The organism is uncultured Neisseria sp. (assembly GCF_951230505.1).
In the GTDB taxonomy this organism is placed as follows: Bacteria; Pseudomonadota; Gammaproteobacteria; order Burkholderiales; family Neisseriaceae; genus Neisseria.
Window position 1 is genome coordinate 1 of record NZ_CATNVN010000021.1, and the last position, 17,698, is coordinate 17,698.

The window sequence follows — 17,698 nt, forward strand, 5'->3', positions numbered from 1 at the left end:
ATTTTGAAAGGCCGTCTGAAACCGTATTTTCAGACGGCCTTTTGTGTGTTTTATTGTTGATATTTTGAATTTATTGAGCTGCTTCCAAAGCGGCGATTTCTTTACGCAGGTGTTTGATGGCCGGTGTTACGATGGCGACAAACATGGCCTCGCGGACGCGGCGTTGTGCCGGGCTGCGCATCAGATAACCTTTCGCGCCTGCATGCAATGCGGCAGATTGAGTGGCGTTCAATGCCAATACGGCAGCCGCTTCACGCAGTTTCAAGGTTGCCAGCGTGTCAGGTTTGTTGTTCCACGCATCATCGGCAAGGCGTTCGGTTTCTGCCCATGCGCCGTCCAACGCAGCTTTCAAATCATCGTAGCTGTGGTCGAGGTAAGCGTTCACTTCTGCGTTCACCACATTGGCCATGCGGATAATGCCGAGCGCACCGTCAATCACACCGGCGCCAATACCCATTTGCAGCAAGATGAAACCGGCTTTAATGGTCGGGATATAAGACTGGAACTGCTCAGGCGCAGCAATCACATCTTCATCGGGAATAAACACGTCTTTAAAATTCAGGCTGTAAGTGCGCGTACCTTCCAAACCACAGAACTCAGGGCAATCTTGCAGGGTAACGCCTTCCCATTGACCGCCGGTGATAAACATCACATAGCTGTCGCCGACTTGGGCGGTATTCGCCCAAATATGGTCTTCGCCGATATTGGATACCCAAGGTAAAGCGCCGTTGATTTTGTAGCCGCCTTCGACGCGCTCGGCTTGCAGGTTGTGTTTTTCGATACCAGCAAGGTGTTTGACGGTATTGGACATGCCCGTACCGGCCAAAACTTTGCCCTGCAGAATATCAGCCAAATATTTGTCTTTAACCGCTTGGTTGGGGGATTGATGCAGATACCACGCGCAAGCCGCCTGACACCATGCACTGAACGAAGTCGCGCCGCATTCTTTACCGATTTCGCGCAATACGGCGATTTGCGTTGCCAAACCCAAACCGTTACCACCTTCTTCAACCGTACCGGTCGCAGCAAAACCGCCGATTTTGCCCAATTCCAGCATAAATTCTTTCGGATACAGGCCTTTGCGGTCGATGTCGTCCACCAATGGTTTCAGCTTGCTTTTAACGAGTGCGGCAACATTGTTCAGTAAAGCTTCGTGTGTCATGATTTTTTCCTCTGAATAAGGTTTGAAGCGTAGATGGTTCTACTCATGAATTATTCTTGGCAACAAGGATATCCCTTGCTTTTTGCTAAAAGGCCGTCTGAATTTTCAGACGGCCTTTGATGAGATTAGGCAAATGCCTGCAATTCAGGGTTGATTTCAGTTTTGGCAAGGTTGTTGACGTAGTTACACAAGGTTGCCAAAGCAACGCCCATAACTACTTCAACGGCTTGCTGTTGGTTGTAACCGGCATCGAAGAATGCTTTCAGCTCGTCGTCGGATACCGCGCCTTTTTTCGCCATAACGGCTTGGGTGAATGTTGCCAAAGCACCCAGTTTGGCATCGTCAAACTCGCCTGCAGCCAACGCGCGTGCAGCTTTGATAGATTGTTCAGACAGCAGTTTTTTCAGGGTAGCCAGTTTGGTGTGGCCGGCAACGCAGAAACCGCATTCGTTGGTACGGGCGGCGATGATTTGGACAACTTCAACTTCGCCGTCAGTCAGGCTGTTGGCCGCATTCAGCTTGCCAACTTCTTGATAAAACGCCAAAGCTTCAGGCGCATTGGCCAAAACGCCGATCAGGTTAGGAATAAAGCCGTTGTTTTTCAATACGGCTTCAATGCGTGGTTTAGCAGCTTCGGGAGCGGTTTCAACTGTGTGTATGGTCAAGCGGGACATGTATATAACCTTCTTATCTGGTGAAATGAAGCGACCATCATAAGCCATCCGCCTCCATCAGAAAAAGACTTATTGGTTATTTACCGCGAACCAAAAGTTATAAGGCCGTCTGAACGGATTCAGACGGCCTTATCAAATGATTCAACTCATTATTTCATAAAGTTTTTCAGCAGCATAGAAGCAATGTCGTCCAAGCCGAAGCCATCCGCATCTTGAGCCGTGCCGTTAGGTGTGGCTTTATCGACCAAGTCTGGCAACACTTTTGCCAACAAATCGCCTGCTTGACCGGCATCCACACCGAATTTTTGCGCGATTTGGTTTACCGTATCGCTGCCCAAAGCATTTTGCAGGTCGCTGCCGGACACTGGCAGGTTGCTGGATTGGTTGGAAACCCAGCTGCTCAGGGCATCGCCCAAACCGCCTTGTTGCAGTTGGTTGATCAGGTTTCCTACACCACCTTGTTGTTTCACCAAATCCATCGCCATATCGGTCAGAGAACCTTGTGCGCCGTTTCCGCTGTTGCCACCCAACATTTGGGTAGCCGCATTCAAAAGATTGTCCATGAGTGCCATGACTTTTTCCTTGTATTTGTGTCTAAAAAAGAAAACGGAGTGTAGCAAAATTTGCACTGAAAAAAATCAGGCTTAACCAAACTAAACTTCTTTTATCCCAAAGCCGTAACAAAACAAAGGCCGTCTGAAACCAAGTTTCAGACGGCCTTTATAAGGAATAATGCTATTCTTCGCGGCCATTGAAATACTCGGCCGCGCCACCTTCAAAAAACCCTTGCAAAATCGCCTGCGCCGCTACTTGGTCAAGTACGGATTTTTGTTTTCGGCCGAATACTTGGGCTTCAGCAAGCAGGCTTTCCGCGTATAGGGAAGACATCCTTTCGTCCACCCAATAAACCGGCAAATTAAAACGTCCGTGCAAACGGCGGCCAAACTTGCGGCTCAAACGGGTCAGCTCATGTTCCGTACCGTCGGTATGCGTCGGCAGGCCGACCACAAAATACTTGGGTTGCCATTCTTTGACCATCTTGGCAATGGCCTCAAATTTCTCATCATTGCTGTTGCCGGTTACCGTCGCCAGCGGATGAGTCATACCCAACTCGGCATCGCCCTGCGCCACGCCGATACGCGCCTCGCCGAAGTCAAAGGCCAAAACCGTGCCTTTGGGTGCATCAGGCATGACCGACTCCTGAAACCAAGGCGTTCGGATTGACCCCCAATTTTTCAAAAGCGGCGGCATAACGGAGTTCGTAAGGCACATCAAAAAGAATATGCTCGTCCGCAGGGACGGTCAGCCAAACATTTTCTGCCAGCTCGCGCTCCAACTGCCCTTTGCCCCATTTTGAATAACCAATGCTGATCAAAGCCTTGTCCACCGCACCTTCTTTAGACAAGTTTTCAATCACATCGCGCGAAGAAGTCAGCGCGACGTTATCGGTTACCACCATACTGTTTTGCCAGCGGCCGATCGGCGTATGCACGACATAGCCGCGCTCAATCTGAACCGGCCCGCCCATCATCACGTTTTCATGTTGCAGGCGCAACGGGATATTGCGGTCGGCGGCGGCGAAAATCATGTCCATGGTAATCGGCGAAGGCTTGTTGATGATGATGCCCAGCGCACCTTCTTCATCGTGTTCGCACACATAAATGACCGTATCCGTAAAAAACGGATCGTCCATATGAGGCATGGCAATCAGGAAATGGTTGGCTAAATTCATATTCTTCTTAATATCTATAAGCTGATTTTATTATTTTTGTCCGTCGGTAACCGGCGCATCCACCACGCACGCACCGTAAACTGCGCCGCCTGCCGGTACCGGCGTATCGGTTTTCGCATGGGCAAAACACGATACCGCGCTCAAAGAGTTTTTCGGCGAACCTTGAACGATTTTATCGCTGTACACCAAATAAGCGAAAGACTTACGTTTCGGATCGTAGTAGCGGATAATCTGTTGGCTCTTAAATGCTATGCTGGCACTGCGTTTGAACACTTGTCGCGGTTTCAAAACCGCAGCCTCGTTATAACGGATGACTTCCGCACTTTGCACGCAGGAAACTGATGCGTCGCTGGCATCTTCTTCCAGATTGACCGTTTCTTTCAAACCGCCTTTTTTCGCGTACGAAATATAACAGGCAACCCCCTGCACATCAGGATCGTCAAAACCTTCCACTTCGATACGGTCGTTTTTAACCAGCATATTAAACACCGTACTGGCGCGTCCGATTTTATCGGTATTGTCACCGCAAGCCGCCAAAACCATGGCACCCAACACTACTAATAAATATTTTTTCATAATATCCTGTCGATGCAGACTGTCAGTTTCCAGGCAGACTAAACCCCGTCCGCCCACTCTATCGTTACTATATAAGACCGTTCGTCCATATTGCAACCCGATATTATTTTCAGACGGCCTGACAGACAGTATAATCCGTCCTATTGTTCCTACTTTGATAGCAAGATCGAACCATGCGTTACAAACCCCTCATTCTCGCCCTGTTGCTCAGTTTCTCCCTGCCAACCTATGCTGCCAAAGACGCGCCGAAAGAAAAAGCGGCCACTGTCAAAAAGGCTGCGCCCGTAAAAAAAGAGAAAGAAGCCGCTAAGGCAGATGTAAAAAAAGAAACCTCAAAAAAACAAGCGGTAAAAGAAAAAGAGGAAAACAAAAAAGCGGTTAAAGCCAAAGCTGCCAAAGAGAAGGAAACCGCCGACAAAAACGAACGCGCTTCAGCCAAAAACAAAACGGCTAAAGTCGCCGAAGCCGCTGCCGACAATAAAAAGTCCAGCCGCAAAGCCGAAGAGCCTAAAGAAACGGCAAAAGACAAAAAAGCCACAGCCGCAAAATCCGGCAAGGCCAAAGAACAAGACAAGAAACCTGTTGAAGATAAAAAAGACAGCAAAGCTAAAGAACCCGTAAAAAAAGCAGAACCTAAGGAAATCAAAGCCAAAGAGCCTGCTAAAAAAGCGGTTGAGGATAAAAAAGACGGCAAAAAAACCAAAGAGCCCGGAAAAAAAACAGCCGAAGACAAAAAGGCCGAAGCTAAAGAGCCTGCCCAAAAAGCTGTCGAAGACAAAAAAGACGCTAAAAAAGACACAAAAGCCAAAGAGCAAAACAAAAAAGCCGAGCCTAAAGTTGAGCCTAAAGCCATCTCTTCAGCCGACAACGATTTCAAAGCAGCCGTAACTGCCGCCGCCAACGATATGGAAACCAAGAAATCCTTTGCCAAACGCAACGAGGGTTTCATTATCCATGTCAATGCCACGCTCAAACAGCTGCAACAAACACGCAACAACCTCTCCGGCATCAACCGCAAACAACGCGACGCATGGGAAAAATTCCAAAAACTTAATGCCGATGCCAACCAGTTGAAAGCCGAAGTTTCCAACACGCGCGCCCAAATTTCGCGTTTTGTGTCCGGCAACTATAAAAACAGCCAGCCTAACGCGGTCGCCCTCTTCCTGAAAAACGCCGATGCCGGTCAAAAAACCCGCTTCCTGCGTTACACGCGTTATATCAACAACGCCAACGACCAAGTCATGAGAGACTTGGAAAAACAACAAAAAGAGCTGGCGGTGCAAGAGCAAAAAATCAACAATGAATTGGCTTACCTGAAAAAACTGCAAGCCAATATTCAAGCTTCATTGCGTCAACAAGGCGTAACCAATACCGCCGAACAAGCTGAAAGCCGCCGTCAAAACGCGCAAATGGCCAAAGAAGTGCAAAAGAAAATCAACCACAGAGAAAACGAGCAACGCCTCAACAATCTCTTGAAAGATTTGGAAAAACGCAAAGCCGATCAACGCAAAGCCGAAGCTGAAGCACGTAAAAAAGCCGCCGAAGCCCGCTTGGCCGCCGCTGAAAAAGCCCGCAAAGAGCAGGCTGCCGCCCAACAAAAAGCCGAAGCCGAACGCGCCGCCATGTCCACGCTGACTGACGAAGACATGAAACTACAAGCCCCCAACACCCAAGGCTTTACCGTCAGCAACGCCAACAGCTTCAGCCGTATGCAAGGTCGTCTGAAAAAACCGGTCAACGGCACATTGGCAGGTCTGTTCGGTCAAGACCGCGGCGATGGCGAAGTTTGGAAAGGCGTGTTCTACAATACTGTTCCTGCTCCGGTCAGCAGCATTGCCTCAGGCACAGTTACTTTTGCCGGCGAGCTTGAAGGCTACGGCAAAGTAGTCGTCCTCGACCACGGCGACGGCTATGTCAGCATTTACTCCGGTCTGAGCGAAATCGACATTGCCCAAAACTACGCCGTCAATGCCGGCAGTAAGATTGGCACCAGCGGCACTTTGCCGTCGGGTGAAACCGGCCTTTACCTTGAAGTCCGCTACAACGGACAAGTCATGAATCCGCTTTCATGGATTAACTGATGTTTCAGACGGCCTGAGTGAGCTTTCCCCTTCAGGCCGTCTGAATTTCATCATAAACTACAATAAAACACGATTTTCACGCCTGTTCAGCACATTAAACAACAAACTTTTACCTTAAACTTATTGTTCCAAGCGTTTAAATCACATAAAGTCAACGGGTTCAGAGAAAACAAAAACTACTTTGCTTACCGTACACAAAAAGAAAGTCAAACGAATGTCAACAAAATCCACTTTAAAAAAAGTTGCAATCTACACTCTCGGCGCATTTAGCGGCATCGCCCTCAGTCTGAGTGTACAAAGTTTTGCCGCCGAAAAAGACAAAAAAGATAACGAGGCCCTGCCCGTGCAGACCATCCGCACCATGGCAGAAGTGTACGGCCAAATCAAAGCCAACTATTACCAAGACAAACCCGATGCCGAGCTCTTTGAAGGCGCAATGAAAGGCATGGTGTCCGATCTCGATCCGCATTCCGAGTATATGGACAAAAAAGGCTATGCCGAAATGAAAGAATCCACCAGCGGCGAATTCGGCGGCTTGGGCATGGAAATCGGACAAGAAGACGGCTTCGTCAAAGTCGTTGCCCCGATTGAAGACACTCCGGCAGAACGCGCCGGTGTGAAAAGCGGCGACTTCATCGTCAAAATCGACAATACCTCTACGCGTGGCCTGACCGTCAGCGAAGCCGTCAAAAAAATGCGCGGCAAACCGGGTACCAAAATCACCCTGACCCTTTCACGCAAAAATGCCGATAAACCCATCGTCGTCAACCTGACCCGCGCCATCATCAAAGTCAAAAGCGTGCGCCATCATCTGCTTGAAAAAGACTACGGCTACATCCGCGTCTCCCAATTCCAAGAGCGCACTGTTGCCGCACTCAACGAAGCCGCACAAGCCCTTGTCAAAGAAAACAAAGGTCCGCTCAAAGGCATCATCCTCGACTTGCGCGACGACCCGGGCGGCCTGCTCAACGGTGCAGTCGGCGTATCCGCAGCCTTCCTGCAACCTGATGTAACCGTTGTCAGCACCAAAGGCCGCAACAAAAAAGAAGGCATGGTACTCAAAGCAACTGCCGAAGACTACATCACCACCAGTGGCAAAGACCCGTTGGCCGGATTGCCTGCCGAGCTGAAAACCATTCCGATGACCGTCCTGATTAACGCAGGCTCGGCCTCTGCCTCCGAAATCGTTGCCGGCGCATTGCAAGACCACAAACGCGCCGTCGTCGTCGGCACACAAAGTTTCGGCAAAGGCTCAGTGCAAACCCTGATTCCGCTTTCCGGCGGCAGCGCAGTCAAACTGACCACCGCCCTTTACTACACGCCAAACGACCGCTCGATTCAAGCACAAGGCATTGTTCCTGACGTTGAAGTCAAAGACAAAGACCGCGCCTTTGAAAGCCGCGAAGCCGATTTGGTCGGCCATATCGGCAATCCGTTGGGCGGCCAAGACGTCAACAGCAGCACTGAAACGCCTGCCAACTCAGAAACCAAAGCCGATAAAGACAAGTCCAAAAAAGACAAAGATGAAGACATCTCCAGCCGCCGCATTCCAAATCCGGCCAAAGACGATCAGCTCCGCAAAGCCTTGGACTTAGTGAAAAATCCAGCCGAATGGCAAAAATCTTTGGGTTTGGCAGCGAAAAAACCTGCACCGAAAAAAGATGCAGATAAAGACAGCAAAAAATAAGCCTGTTATTTCTCAATAAAAAAGGTCGTCTGAAAACGATATGATTGTTTTCAGACGACCTTTTCACACATCAAATATTCCACAGGGAAAACACCATGGCAAAAGCCCCCAAAACCATCTACCAATGTACCGAATGCGGCGGCACTTCCCCGAAATGGCAAGGCAAATGCCCGCATTGCGGCGAGTGGAACACGCTTCAGGAAAGCCTAGCCGCGCCCGAACCGAAAAACGCCCGCTTCCAATCTTGGGCGGCGGATACCTCGACCGTCCAATCCCTCTCCGCCGTGACTGCCACCGAAGTGCCGCGCAATCCGACCGGCATGGGCGAACTCGACCGCGTATTGGGCGGCGGTTTGGTCGATGGCGCGGTCATCCTGCTCGGCGGCGACCCCGGCATCGGCAAATCTACGCTGTTGTTGCAAACCATCGCCAAAATGGCGCAAAACCGCAAAGTGCTGTACGTTTCCGGCGAAGAATCCGCCCAACAAGTCGCCCTGCGCGCGCAACGTTTGGAGCTGCCCACCGAAGGCGTGAACCTGCTTGCCGAAATCCGCATGGAAGCGATTCAAGCGGCCTTGAAACAGCATCAGCCCGAAGTCGTCGTTATCGACTCCATCCAAACCATGTATTCCGACCAAATCACTTCCGCTCCCGGCTCCGTGTCGCAGGTGCGCGAATGTGCCGCCCAACTGACGCGCATGGCGAAACAGATGGGCATCGCCATGATACTGGTCGGACACGTTACCAAAGACGGCGCGATTGCCGGCCCGCGCGTATTGGAACATATGGTCGATACTGTGCTGTATTTCGAGGGTGACCAACATTCCAACTACCGCATGATACGCGCCATCAAAAACCGTTTTGGCGCGGCAAACGAATTGGGCGTATTCGCCATGACAGAAAACGGTTTGAAAGGCGTGTCCAACCCGTCCGCCATCTTCCTCGCCAGCTACCGCGACGACACGCCAGGTTCATGTGTTTTGGTCACACAGGAAGGCAGCCGCCCGCTTTTGGTCGAAATTCAGGCACTGGTCGATGACGCACACGGTTTTACCCCCAAACGACTCACCGTCGGCCTCGAACAAAACCGCCTCGCCATGCTGCTCGCCGTCCTCAACCGCCACGGCGGCATTGCCTGCTTCGACCAAGACGTGTTCCTCAATGCCGTCGGCGGCGTCAAAATCGGCGAACCCGCTGCCGACCTTGCTGTTATCCTCGCCATGCTCTCCAGCTTCCGCAACCACCCCATGCCTGAAAAAACCGTCGTATTCGGCGAAATCGGCTTAAGCGGCGAAGTCCGCCCTGTTGCACGCGGGCAAGAGCGGCTCAAAGAAGCAGAAAAACTCGGCTTCAAACGCGCCATCGTCCCCAAAGCCAATATGCCGCGCAATGCCAAAGAGTTTCCGAACCTGAAAATCTACGGCGTCAGCAGTTTGCAGGAAGCGATTGATGTTTGTCGTGACGGGGACTAAACCGTTTCGATAATCTGATTCAAAAAAACAATCATCTAAAAGGCCGTCTGAAAGTTTTCAGACGGCCTCTCTTTAAATTTAAATAATTTTGTTATATTATAACGAACTACTTTGTTCTATCTTTTCTACACATCGAAAATCGGAGAGAAATCATGAAAAAAACCGCTTTACTTATCGCATCTGCCTTCCTGTTCAGCACTGCCGCACACGCCCATCGCGTTTGGGTTGAAACCGCCCACACACATGGCGGGGAATACCTTGAAGCCGAATTGGGCTATGGCGAATTCCCGGAGCTTGAGCCCATCGCCAAAGACCGCCTGCACATTTTCAGCAAACCCATGCAACTGGTGACTGAAAAAGGCAAAGAAAACATGATTCAAAAAGGCACATACAATTACCAATACCGCAGCAAACTGCCGGTCAAAGACGGCAGCTACTTGGTAACCGCCGAATACCAACCGACTTTCTGGTCAAAAAACAGCGCGGGCTGGAAGCAGGCAAGCATCAAAGAAATGCCTGATGCAAGCTATTGCGAACAAACCCGTATGTTCGGTAAAAACATCGTCAATGTCGGCCACGAAAGCGCAGACACCGCCATCATCACCAAGCAAGTCGGCCAACATTTGGAAATCGTACCTTTGGACAACCCTGCCAACGTCCACGTCGGCGAACGCTTCAAAGTCCGCGTCCTCTTCAATGGCGAGCCGCTGCCTAACGCCACCGTTACCGCTACATTTGACGGCTTCGACACCAGCGACCGCAGCAAAACCCATAAAACCGAAGCCCAAGCCTTCTCCGATACCACTGATGACAAAGGTGAAGTCAGCATCATTCCATTGCGTCAAGGCTTCTGGAAAGCCAGCGTAGAACACAAAGCCGATTTCCCTGATCAAAGCGTGTGCCAAAAACAGGCGAACTACACCACAATGACCTTCCAAATTGGTCATTCACATCATTAATTTTTCCATAACAAAAGGCCGTCTGAATATTTCAGACGGCCTTTATTCATCCTATTTAAGGACGATGCGGCGCAAACTGCCATTGTCCCAATTCCAAATTCAAATCAAACAGATTCAGATGGCCTATTGCCACACGGACCAAGCGCAAACATGGAAAGCCTGCTTTCGCCGTCATCCTTCGCACTTGGCGGTTTTTCCCTTCCGAAATTTTGATTTCCACCCAAAAATCAGGCACGGACTTGCGCACGCGAATCGGTGGCACGCGCGGCCATAAAACATCCGCTTCGCCTTCTTCCAATACCCTAACCTCGGCCGGACGGGTGAAAAAATCGCCCAAATCTACGCCACGGCGCAACAAATCCAATTTGGCTTCATCAGGAGAACCCTCCACCTGCGCCCAATAAGTTTTGACCTGCTTGAACTTCGGGTCGGCAATCTGCGCCTGCAAACAGCCATTATTGGTCAGCAGCAGCAAACCCTCGCTGTCCGTATCCAAACGTCCGGCCGGATAAAATCCCGGTTTCTCGACAAAATCCTTAAGGCATTGATGTTTTTCATGTGCAGAAAACTGGCAAATCACGCCATAAGGCTTGTTTAGAATAATCAAATCGTTCATTTCACACTTTCAGACGGCCTTAGATTCCAAGAAATTCCAGATAATAAAAAAGACACCGTATAAACGGTGTCTTTCATATTTGGCGGAGTAAGAGGGATTCGAACCCTCGATGCAGGTTGACCCCACATGCTTCCTTAGCAGGGAAGTGCCTTCAGCCTCTCAGCCATTACTCCTAAGGAAGACCGCAATATACGCTTTCCGCCCTCCTTCGTCAAGCATTACCGCCCCAAACTTTCTTAACACCATGAAATCATTTAAATAAAAATATAATATTTTTTACATCATCCTATTTTTATACTTCTTTCATATATGTTAAAATGATTTTGTTTTCTGTAAACCTTTTTTCACACCCCTTATTATAAAGGAGTTCGTATGTTACGTTTTTCTGCTTTGGTTGCCGTATCCGCCCTGATGCTTGCCGCTTGCTCACAATCCGGCAATTCCCAACCATCTACTTCCTCCTCTCAAACTTCTACTCAAAAAACAACTGCCGCCGGCTCTGCCTGCCGCAGCATGGGTGAAGGCCATAAAGTCAATGGCAAAGGTCAAAACGATATTTATATGTGTAAAGTCGATGTCGCTTTGAACTCTGCCGAAGCCAAATCCGCTTTGGATCCTAGCATCCGCGTTCACTACGGCAGCACATCCGGCGCGACTTTGACTTCCCGTCAAATCTCCAACTCAGTCGGCAAAACCCCTGACGAAACCTGCCAACGCGCATTCTTGAGCGCAGTTAAACGCTTCCAAAGCACTGCGCATCGCAAAAAAGCCAAATCCGTTCATCTGGTTAGCTACTTTGATAAAGTAACCAAAGGCGGTAACGAGTACGAATGCCACATCGCTACATTCAACAGCCGTGTGGTTTTGAAAGGCAGCTTCCACTAAGCAATGTCAAAAATGCCGGACTTCAAGATGAAGTTTGGCATTTTTCTATTTTATGGATACGACAACCCTTCACTGCCTGCTAGCCGATCCGTCTTTTGCCGCCTGCTACGACCATGCCTCTCTAAACGCAGCCGATTGCCAACGTTTGGCTGCCACGCCGCAACTGGCGCAGCGTCAAGACTGGCAAGTCAGCCGCGCATTAAAACAGCAAACCGATTTACCGACCGTATCGCTGAGCCACAGCAAAGGCTTTGCCGCTTTATTGTGTGCGCCTCAACCCTTAACAGCCGGTGTCGATATCGAATTTATCCGCCCGCGTGATTTTAAAGCGCTGTCGGCTTTGGTCTGCACGCAGGAAGAACAAGACTTTTTGGAAACGGCAAACTGGCCGTCTGAAACGTTTTACCGATTGTGGTGTTTCAAAGAAGCCCTGATTAAAGCAGCGAATTTGGATTTTCCGTCAGACATGAAATCGGTCGGCTATGTTTTCGATTCAGGGCAACCCGTCGGTTTACGCGCTGGAAAGCAAACCGATTGGCACGGCACAAGCGCGATTTTAGCGGATACGATGGCACTTGCCTGCGTTTGGAAGGGAAAAGCCGTCGCTCTGCAATGGCAGTTTTTCGGTTCGCTCAAGCCCAATGATTTAACCGACCGGCAAACTATCTAACAACTGACAAAATAATAATAATCTGATTTAATTTACTGCACTTTTACTTATTCCACACACCAACAGCAGCATTTGCAAAAGGCCGTCTGAACGATGAATCTTCGCCTCCTAAACCGCCTCTATACTGCCCTTATCCTGTTTTTTACCCTGTTTTTGGTTTATGCCTTTGCTTCACAAGCGCGCATCCAAACCGATTTGACCGCGTTGTTGCCAAGCGAACAGCAACCCGATGCCTTACTGACGGCCGCGGATAAAGCCGCAGAAGCGCAGCTCAATTCACAAGTTATTTTGCTTGCAGGCAGTACCGATGCCGAAACCGCTTTTCAGACGGCCGCACAAATTGCCGACACATGGCGCAAAAGCGGCGTATTTGAACAAGTCGACAGCAGCATGACGCTGAATTTGGACAAAGTGCGGGCGGATATGCAAAAGCTGAGCTTGGCAGTTTTGCCGCAAGACGAAATACGCCTGCTGTTTGAGCAGCCGCAAGCCTATTTTCAAGCGCGTGCAGAAGCTGCGGCCAATCCGTTTGCAGCCCCCTCCCCTTTGTCTTTAGAACAAGACTGGCTGGGCTTCGGACGCTTTGTTGCCGACAAAGCCAATCCGCAAAGCCGTTTACAGTGGGACATGGACAACGGCATGCTGTTTGCCGAAGACAAAGGCAAAACTTGGGTATTTTTACGCGGACGGCTCGCCGGCGGCGATCAATTTTCCGGCAACGATGCCCTCTTACCGCTGATGGCGCAAAGCCGTCAAATCGCTTCGGAAAACGGCGCGGAAACCTTAAGCGCAGGTGGCGCATTGTTTGCCGCCGTATCCAAAGCAGCTGCAGAAAAAGAAAGTCGGCTGATGAGCATGGTCGGACTTGGGCTGACCTTTGCGCTGCTATTGTGGGTCTTCCGCAGCGGCCGGGTATTTTTGCTGTCCTTGCCGCTGGCAGCCGGTATGTTGACCGGATTGGCGGTCGCTTTATTGGTATTCAACGAAGTGCATATCCTGACCATCGTCATCGGCACCAGCTTGGTGGGTATGTTGGTGGATTTCCCGTTGCACTGGCTTGCTCCGTCGGTATTCGGGCCGTCTGAAAAGACCGTTTGGCAGGCTGAATCGGCAATGAAACATGTCTTACCGAGCTTTGCCGTCAGCCTGACGATTACCGTCTTGGGCTACGCGCTGCTGTGGTTCACCCCTTTGCCTGTATTGCGCCAAACCGCGGTATTTTCAGGATTCGCTTTATTTGGTGCGTTTGGTGCCACCGTTTTATGGCTGCCACCGCTGTTTCGCCGCTATCGAGCCAAAACCGTGCCTTTTGCCGCATTAACTGAAAAGCTCTATTCCTTGTCAGGCCGTCTGAAAAACCGCCTGCACAAACGCGGCTGGTTAATCGTGGGCGGAATTTTGCTGGCAGTCGGACTGTGGCGCAGCGACTGGCGTGACGACATCCGTCAATGGGTCAATATGCCGACCGCGATGTTGGCCGAGGTACAACAAATCGGCCAGTTGAGCGGCACGGATTTTGGCGGAAAATATTTGGTGGCCGAAGCACAAAGCGAAGATGCCCTATTGAAGAAAACCGCCGAACTCGGCCGCGCCCTGCAGCCCTTAATCGCGCAAGGCAAACTGTCCGGCATCCAATCGCCCGACCAATTCATCCTGCCGACAACGGAGCAGCAAAAACTGCAAAACCGCCTACGCGAATTGACCAAATTGCCTGATAGCTGGAAACCGCTTACCGAAATCGGTATTCCGCGCAAAACCGTGCGCGATGCCCTGCTGCAAGCTGCCGATACGCAACCATTGTCGCTTTCAGACGGCCTGAATACCGATTTGGCAGAGGCTTGGCGTTCCTTGTATTTGGGCGAAGTGGAACCAGGCCGTTTTGCTGCCGTCGTGCGTTTGAACGGCATGACCGATGAAGCCGCCGTACGCGCCGTGGCGCAACACGTCTCCGGCGTACATTGGGCAGACAAACGCGCCCACTTAAACGAGCTTTTCCACCACACGCGCAATCAGGCTGCATGGTTGAAACTGGCTTCCTATGCGTTGGCATGGCTGCTCTTGTGGAAAATGTTTGGCTTCAAACGCGGCAGTAAAATCCTTGCCGTGCCGCTGGCCGCCGCCATCTGCACCGTTGCCGTACTCGGTTTGGCAGGCATTCCCGTCAGCCTGTTTGCCATGTTCAGCCTGCTTTTAGTGTCCGCCATCGGCGTGGACTATGCCGTCTATGCCGCCACTGCACATCACAGCGCGCCGGCAAAATTAGGCGGTATGCTGCTTGCCGCCGCGACAACAGCCATTTCCTTTGCCCTGCTCGCCATCAGCAGCACGCCCGCCGTTGCCGCGTTCGGCATGACAGTTACCATCGGCGTGGCATTCAATATTTGGTTGGCAGGCACATTGCTGAAAAATTAGACAAAAGATGAAGACGATTGAAATTAAGGCGATATTTTGTTTCAACTTCTATCGTCACGTTGTAAGAGGCCGTCTGAAAAACTTCAGACGCTAGTTTAAACATTTTTTTATCATTAAAATCAAAGGTATTTTCAAATGTCCGTAGAATTTGACGTTGCCGTTATCGGCGCAGGCCCTTCAGGTTCGGTTGCTTCCGCTTTGCTGAACAAACAAGGCTTTAAAGTTTGCGTATTGGAAAAACAACATTTCCCGCGCTTTGTCATCGGCGAAAGCCTGTTGCCGCATTGCATGGAAATGTTGGAAGAAGCCGGTTTTGCCGATGCAGTGCATGCCGAGCCCAGCTTTCAATTTAAAGACGGCGCTGCGTTTTCATGGGGCAGCCGTTACACAGATTTCAACTTTACTGAAAAATTTTCAGACGGCCCCGGTACTATTTATCAAGTGCGCCGCGGCATCTTCGACAAGATCCTGATTGATGAAGCGGCAAAACAAGGCGTCGATGTCCGCTTCGGACATGGCGTAACCGCATTTGACAACAGTGGCGACGTGGCACGTTTGAGCGTTGCGACCGATACAGGCGAAAACTATGAACTGACCGCCAAATTTGTTTTGGATGCCAGCGGTTACGGTCGTGTCCTGCCCCGCCTTTTGGACTTGGAAAGCCCGTCCGATCTGCCTCCGCGCCAAGCCCACTTCACGCATATCGACGATAACATCACCAGCCCGAAATTCGACCGCAACAAAATCCTGATCAACACGCATCCTGAACATCGCGATGTCTGGATTTGGCTGATTCCTTTCGGCGACAACCGCTGCTCCATCGGCGTTGTCGGCACACCCGACAAACTGGCCGGCGAATCAGAAGCCGTGTTGAAGAAATTTGTGTACGAATGCCCGATGCTGGCGGAAATTTTAGATAAAGCCGTTTGGGAAAACGACTTCCCGTTCCGCTCTATCCAAGGCTACTCTGCCAACGTAAAAACCTTATACGGCAAACATTTCGCTCTTTTAGGCAACGCCGCCGAATTCCTCGACCCCGTTTTCTCCTCCGGCGTAACCATTGCCCTGCACTCTGCCAAACTGGCTGCCGATTTACTGGGCAAACAGCTCAAAGGCGAAGCCGTCGATTGGCAAACCGAATTTGCCGACCAACTGATGATCGGCGTGAACGCATTCCGCACTTATGTAAACGGTTGGTACGATTTCCGCTTCCAAAATGCCATCTACGCGCCTAACCGCAGTCCTGAAATCAGCCGCATGATTTCATCTATTCTGGCAGGCTACGCTTGGGACACGAACAATCCATTCGTGGAAAAATCCGAGCAACGCTTGTCCACACTTGCCGCATTGGTGGGCGATTTGAAGGTAGAATAAGGACGAATGTCTTTCAGACGGCCTAGACTGAAAACAGAACAGGCCGTCTGAAACTTCATCCACACCATTAAATATTTTGACCGATAGATAAAACCTTATGCGATTTATCCCTTTGCTTGCCGCACTGCTTCTTTCCGCATGCGCAACTTCGCTCCCCCATCCGCAAACGCTGCCGCCGCTTTCCAAAGAAGGCCAATGGTTCAAACTCGAGCAGACCAATGCGACGGGGCAAACCGTTCAAACCAATCTCTTGGCAGTCGAGCCTCATTCAGACGGCATCCGCTTTGTCCAAACCGATGCACTGGGTGCGCCGGTATCGCGTCAATCGGTCAGCACCAAAGGTTGGAAAAATGACGGCTTTGTGATGCCCAATGCTGCTTCGCGCCGACTGTTTGCCGCCTTGTTGCCACTTTTGGCCGCCGAACACGCCGCCACGCTTTACCCTGAAGCCCGCCAACAAAATGCCACCCATCAAGGCTTCTGCCCTGACGGCAAAGGCGCGGTGTTCAGCTACCGCGAGCATGATTTGTGGTGTGTCGCCCACCATTCCGAACAATTCCTCATCGGCTTCCCCGACCAAACCTTCTGGACGGTCAGCCCGATTGCAGAAGACTAATTCATGAATACTCCTGTTTATCTCAGCCGTCCGGCACTGACCAGCGCATTGGGTAGCGGCTTGCAAGTTCATGCCGATGCCTTACTCACGCCGTCTGAAAACACGCCCCTGACTTTTTCAGACCAATGGGTAAAAGGCAAAACGCATGCTTTCGGTGCAGTCAAAGAAACCCTGATGCCTCTGCCCGACAGCATTCCCGAAGCGCATCGCAGCCGCAACAACCAGCTTATCCTGCACGCGCTTTCACAAATAGACGGACTGATTCAGACGGCCATTGCCCGTTACGGCAAAGAAAGAGTTGCTGTCGTTACCGGTACGTCCACCAGTGGTGCAGACGAAAATATCCCTTTGTTCCAACACGTTGTCCAAGGTGGTGAATGGACGGATGTTCCGTTCAAACAGCTGCAACACACCATGGCTTCGCCCTCCGAATTTATCGCCCAAGTTTACGGCTTGGACGGCTTGCGCTATACCGTCTCCACCGCCTGCACTTCCGGCGCACGCGCCCTCATCAGCGCAGCCCGGCTGCTTCGTGCCGGATTGTGTGATGCCGTGATTTGCGGCGGCGCGGATACGCTTTCGCCGCTGACGATTAATGGTTTTGCCTCTTTGGAAGTGCTTTCAGACGGCATCGCCAAGCCTTTTTCCGCAAACCGCAACGGCATCAATATCGGCGAAGCGGCCGCATTTTTCGTAATGACGCGCGATGCAGATTTTGACGGCGAAATGCAGTTGCTGGGCTACGGCGCAAGCAGCGATGCCTACCATATGTCTTCGCCCCG

The 17,698-nt window shown here is 50.9% G+C and carries 17 protein-coding genes and 1 tRNA gene; 10 read left to right on the forward strand and 8 right to left on the reverse strand.

Going from position 1 to position 17,698, the window contains the following annotated elements:
- Positions 1–70: 70 nt before the first annotated feature.
- The 6 genes from Q1M25_RS02655 to Q1M25_RS02680 all read right to left on the reverse strand — a co-directional run bounded on the left by Q1M25_RS02655 (position 71) and on the right by Q1M25_RS02680 (position 4,144).
- The gene (locus Q1M25_RS02655) at positions 71–1,162 is read right to left on the reverse strand and encodes an acyl-CoA dehydrogenase family protein (RefSeq protein ID WP_300481492.1); all 1,092 of its coding nucleotides are present in this window, start codon (positions 1,160–1,162) and stop codon (positions 71–73) included.
- A gap of 125 nt (positions 1,163–1,287) precedes the next feature.
- Complete coding sequence (locus tag Q1M25_RS02660) at positions 1,288–1,836, reverse strand: carboxymuconolactone decarboxylase family protein (protein WP_003685141.1); 549 nt, start codon at positions 1,834–1,836, stop codon at positions 1,288–1,290.
- Between the two features lie 149 nt (positions 1,837–1,985).
- Entirely contained in the window at positions 1,986–2,408 is a 423-nt protein-coding gene (locus Q1M25_RS02665) for a YidB family protein (protein ID WP_049343994.1), read from the reverse strand.
- Positions 2,409–2,571: 163 nt separating this feature from the next.
- The gene (ruvX, locus tag Q1M25_RS02670; protein ID WP_070461608.1) at positions 2,572–3,027 is read right to left on the reverse strand and encodes a Holliday junction resolvase RuvX; all 456 of its coding nucleotides are present in this window, start codon (positions 3,025–3,027) and stop codon (positions 2,572–2,574) included.
- A complete protein-coding gene (locus Q1M25_RS02675; protein WP_049322876.1) occupies positions 3,020–3,568 on the reverse strand; it encodes a YqgE/AlgH family protein in 549 nt (182 codons plus the stop codon). The genes ruvX and Q1M25_RS02675 overlap by 8 nt, the downstream gene beginning before the upstream one ends.
- A gap of 30 nt (positions 3,569–3,598) precedes the next feature.
- The gene (locus tag Q1M25_RS02680) at positions 3,599–4,144 is read right to left on the reverse strand and encodes a CreA family protein (protein WP_300481500.1); all 546 of its coding nucleotides are present in this window, start codon (positions 4,142–4,144) and stop codon (positions 3,599–3,601) included.
- 173 nt (positions 4,145–4,317) lie between these two features.
- Here Q1M25_RS02680 and Q1M25_RS02685 point away from each other — a divergent pair, with 173 nt between their 5' ends.
- The 4 genes from Q1M25_RS02685 (at position 4,318) to Q1M25_RS02700 (ending at position 10,343) form a co-directional block, all read left to right on the forward strand.
- Complete coding sequence (locus Q1M25_RS02685) at positions 4,318–6,225, forward strand: peptidoglycan DD-metalloendopeptidase family protein (protein ID WP_300481503.1); 1,908 nt, start codon at positions 4,318–4,320, stop codon at positions 6,223–6,225.
- 214 nt (positions 6,226–6,439) lie between these two features.
- The gene (locus Q1M25_RS02690; RefSeq protein WP_049331415.1) at positions 6,440–7,912 is read left to right on the forward strand and encodes a S41 family peptidase; all 1,473 of its coding nucleotides are present in this window, start codon (positions 6,440–6,442) and stop codon (positions 7,910–7,912) included.
- A 95-nt stretch (positions 7,913–8,007) separates the two neighbouring features.
- On the forward strand, positions 8,008–9,384 hold the full coding sequence (gene radA, locus Q1M25_RS02695; protein WP_300481507.1) for a DNA repair protein RadA: 1,377 nt from the start codon (positions 8,008–8,010) through the stop codon (positions 9,382–9,384).
- Between the two features lie 152 nt (positions 9,385–9,536).
- The gene (locus Q1M25_RS02700; protein WP_049336457.1) at positions 9,537–10,343 is read left to right on the forward strand and encodes a DUF4198 domain-containing protein; all 807 of its coding nucleotides are present in this window, start codon (positions 9,537–9,539) and stop codon (positions 10,341–10,343) included.
- Between the two features lie 55 nt (positions 10,344–10,398).
- Here Q1M25_RS02700 and Q1M25_RS02705 read toward each other — a convergent pair whose 3' ends face one another.
- Together Q1M25_RS02705 and Q1M25_RS02710 are read right to left on the reverse strand one after the other, a co-directional pair.
- Positions 10,399–10,959 (reverse strand): pseudouridine synthase, encoded by a 561-nt coding sequence (locus tag Q1M25_RS02705; RefSeq protein WP_300481510.1) that lies wholly within the window; start codon positions 10,957–10,959, stop codon positions 10,399–10,401.
- An 80-nt stretch (positions 10,960–11,039) separates the two neighbouring features.
- Positions 11,040–11,132 (reverse strand) — tRNA-Ser (locus tag Q1M25_RS02710).
- A 199-nt stretch (positions 11,133–11,331) separates the two neighbouring features.
- Between Q1M25_RS02710 and Q1M25_RS02715 the strand changes: the two genes are divergently transcribed.
- The 6 genes from Q1M25_RS02715 to Q1M25_RS02740 form a co-directional block, all read left to right on the forward strand.
- Entirely contained in the window at positions 11,332–11,844 is a 513-nt protein-coding gene (locus Q1M25_RS02715) for a hypothetical protein (protein ID WP_223168965.1), read from the forward strand.
- A 52-nt stretch (positions 11,845–11,896) separates the two neighbouring features.
- Positions 11,897–12,514, forward strand: coding sequence for a 4'-phosphopantetheinyl transferase superfamily protein (locus tag Q1M25_RS02720; protein ID WP_300481514.1), 618 nt, complete (start codon positions 11,897–11,899; stop codon positions 12,512–12,514).
- 93 nt (positions 12,515–12,607) lie between these two features.
- Positions 12,608–14,926, forward strand: coding sequence for a hypothetical protein (locus Q1M25_RS02725; protein ID WP_300481517.1), 2,319 nt, complete (start codon positions 12,608–12,610; stop codon positions 14,924–14,926).
- 135 nt (positions 14,927–15,061) lie between these two features.
- A complete protein-coding gene (locus tag Q1M25_RS02730) occupies positions 15,062–16,300 on the forward strand; it encodes an NAD(P)/FAD-dependent oxidoreductase (RefSeq protein ID WP_070712014.1) in 1,239 nt (412 codons plus the stop codon).
- 97 nt (positions 16,301–16,397) lie between these two features.
- Positions 16,398–16,916 (forward strand): hypothetical protein, encoded by a 519-nt coding sequence (locus tag Q1M25_RS02735; protein ID WP_300481521.1) that lies wholly within the window; start codon positions 16,398–16,400, stop codon positions 16,914–16,916.
- A gap of 3 nt (positions 16,917–16,919) precedes the next feature.
- Positions 16,920–17,698: beta-ketoacyl synthase N-terminal-like domain-containing protein (locus Q1M25_RS02740; protein ID WP_300481523.1), on the forward strand; the 779-nt coding region annotated here is incomplete at its 3' end.

Bases quoted from the DNA above. Each gene is read 5' to 3' on its own strand.
- Q1M25_RS02655 (WP_300481492.1), bottom strand. From the start codon at position 1,162: ATGACACACGAAGCTTTACTGAACAATGTTGCCGCACTCGTTAAAAGC.
- Q1M25_RS02660 (WP_003685141.1), bottom strand. From the start codon at position 1,836: ATGTCCCGCTTGACCATACACACAGTTGAAACCGCTCCCGAAGCTGCT.
- Q1M25_RS02665 (WP_049343994.1), bottom strand. From the start codon at position 2,408: ATGGCACTCATGGACAATCTTTTGAATGCGGCTACCCAAATGTTGGGT.
- ruvX (WP_070461608.1), bottom strand. From the start codon at position 3,027: ATGCCTGATGCACCCAAAGGCACGGTTTTGGCCTTTGACTTCGGCGAG.
- Q1M25_RS02675 (WP_049322876.1), bottom strand. From the start codon at position 3,568: ATGAATTTAGCCAACCATTTCCTGATTGCCATGCCTCATATGGACGAT.
- Q1M25_RS02680 (WP_300481500.1), bottom strand. From the start codon at position 4,144: ATGAAAAAATATTTATTAGTAGTGTTGGGTGCCATGGTTTTGGCGGCT.
- Q1M25_RS02685 (WP_300481503.1), top strand. From the start codon at position 4,318: ATGCGTTACAAACCCCTCATTCTCGCCCTGTTGCTCAGTTTCTCCCTG.
- Q1M25_RS02690 (WP_049331415.1), top strand. From the start codon at position 6,440: ATGTCAACAAAATCCACTTTAAAAAAAGTTGCAATCTACACTCTCGGC.
- radA (WP_300481507.1), top strand. From the start codon at position 8,008: ATGGCAAAAGCCCCCAAAACCATCTACCAATGTACCGAATGCGGCGGC.
- Q1M25_RS02700 (WP_049336457.1), top strand. From the start codon at position 9,537: ATGAAAAAAACCGCTTTACTTATCGCATCTGCCTTCCTGTTCAGCACT.
- Q1M25_RS02705 (WP_300481510.1), bottom strand. From the start codon at position 10,959: ATGAACGATTTGATTATTCTAAACAAGCCTTATGGCGTGATTTGCCAG.
- Q1M25_RS02715 (WP_223168965.1), top strand. From the start codon at position 11,332: ATGTTACGTTTTTCTGCTTTGGTTGCCGTATCCGCCCTGATGCTTGCC.
- Q1M25_RS02720 (WP_300481514.1), top strand. From the start codon at position 11,897: ATGGATACGACAACCCTTCACTGCCTGCTAGCCGATCCGTCTTTTGCC.
- Q1M25_RS02725 (WP_300481517.1), top strand. From the start codon at position 12,608: ATGAATCTTCGCCTCCTAAACCGCCTCTATACTGCCCTTATCCTGTTT.
- Q1M25_RS02730 (WP_070712014.1), top strand. From the start codon at position 15,062: ATGTCCGTAGAATTTGACGTTGCCGTTATCGGCGCAGGCCCTTCAGGT.
- Q1M25_RS02735 (WP_300481521.1), top strand. From the start codon at position 16,398: ATGCGATTTATCCCTTTGCTTGCCGCACTGCTTCTTTCCGCATGCGCA.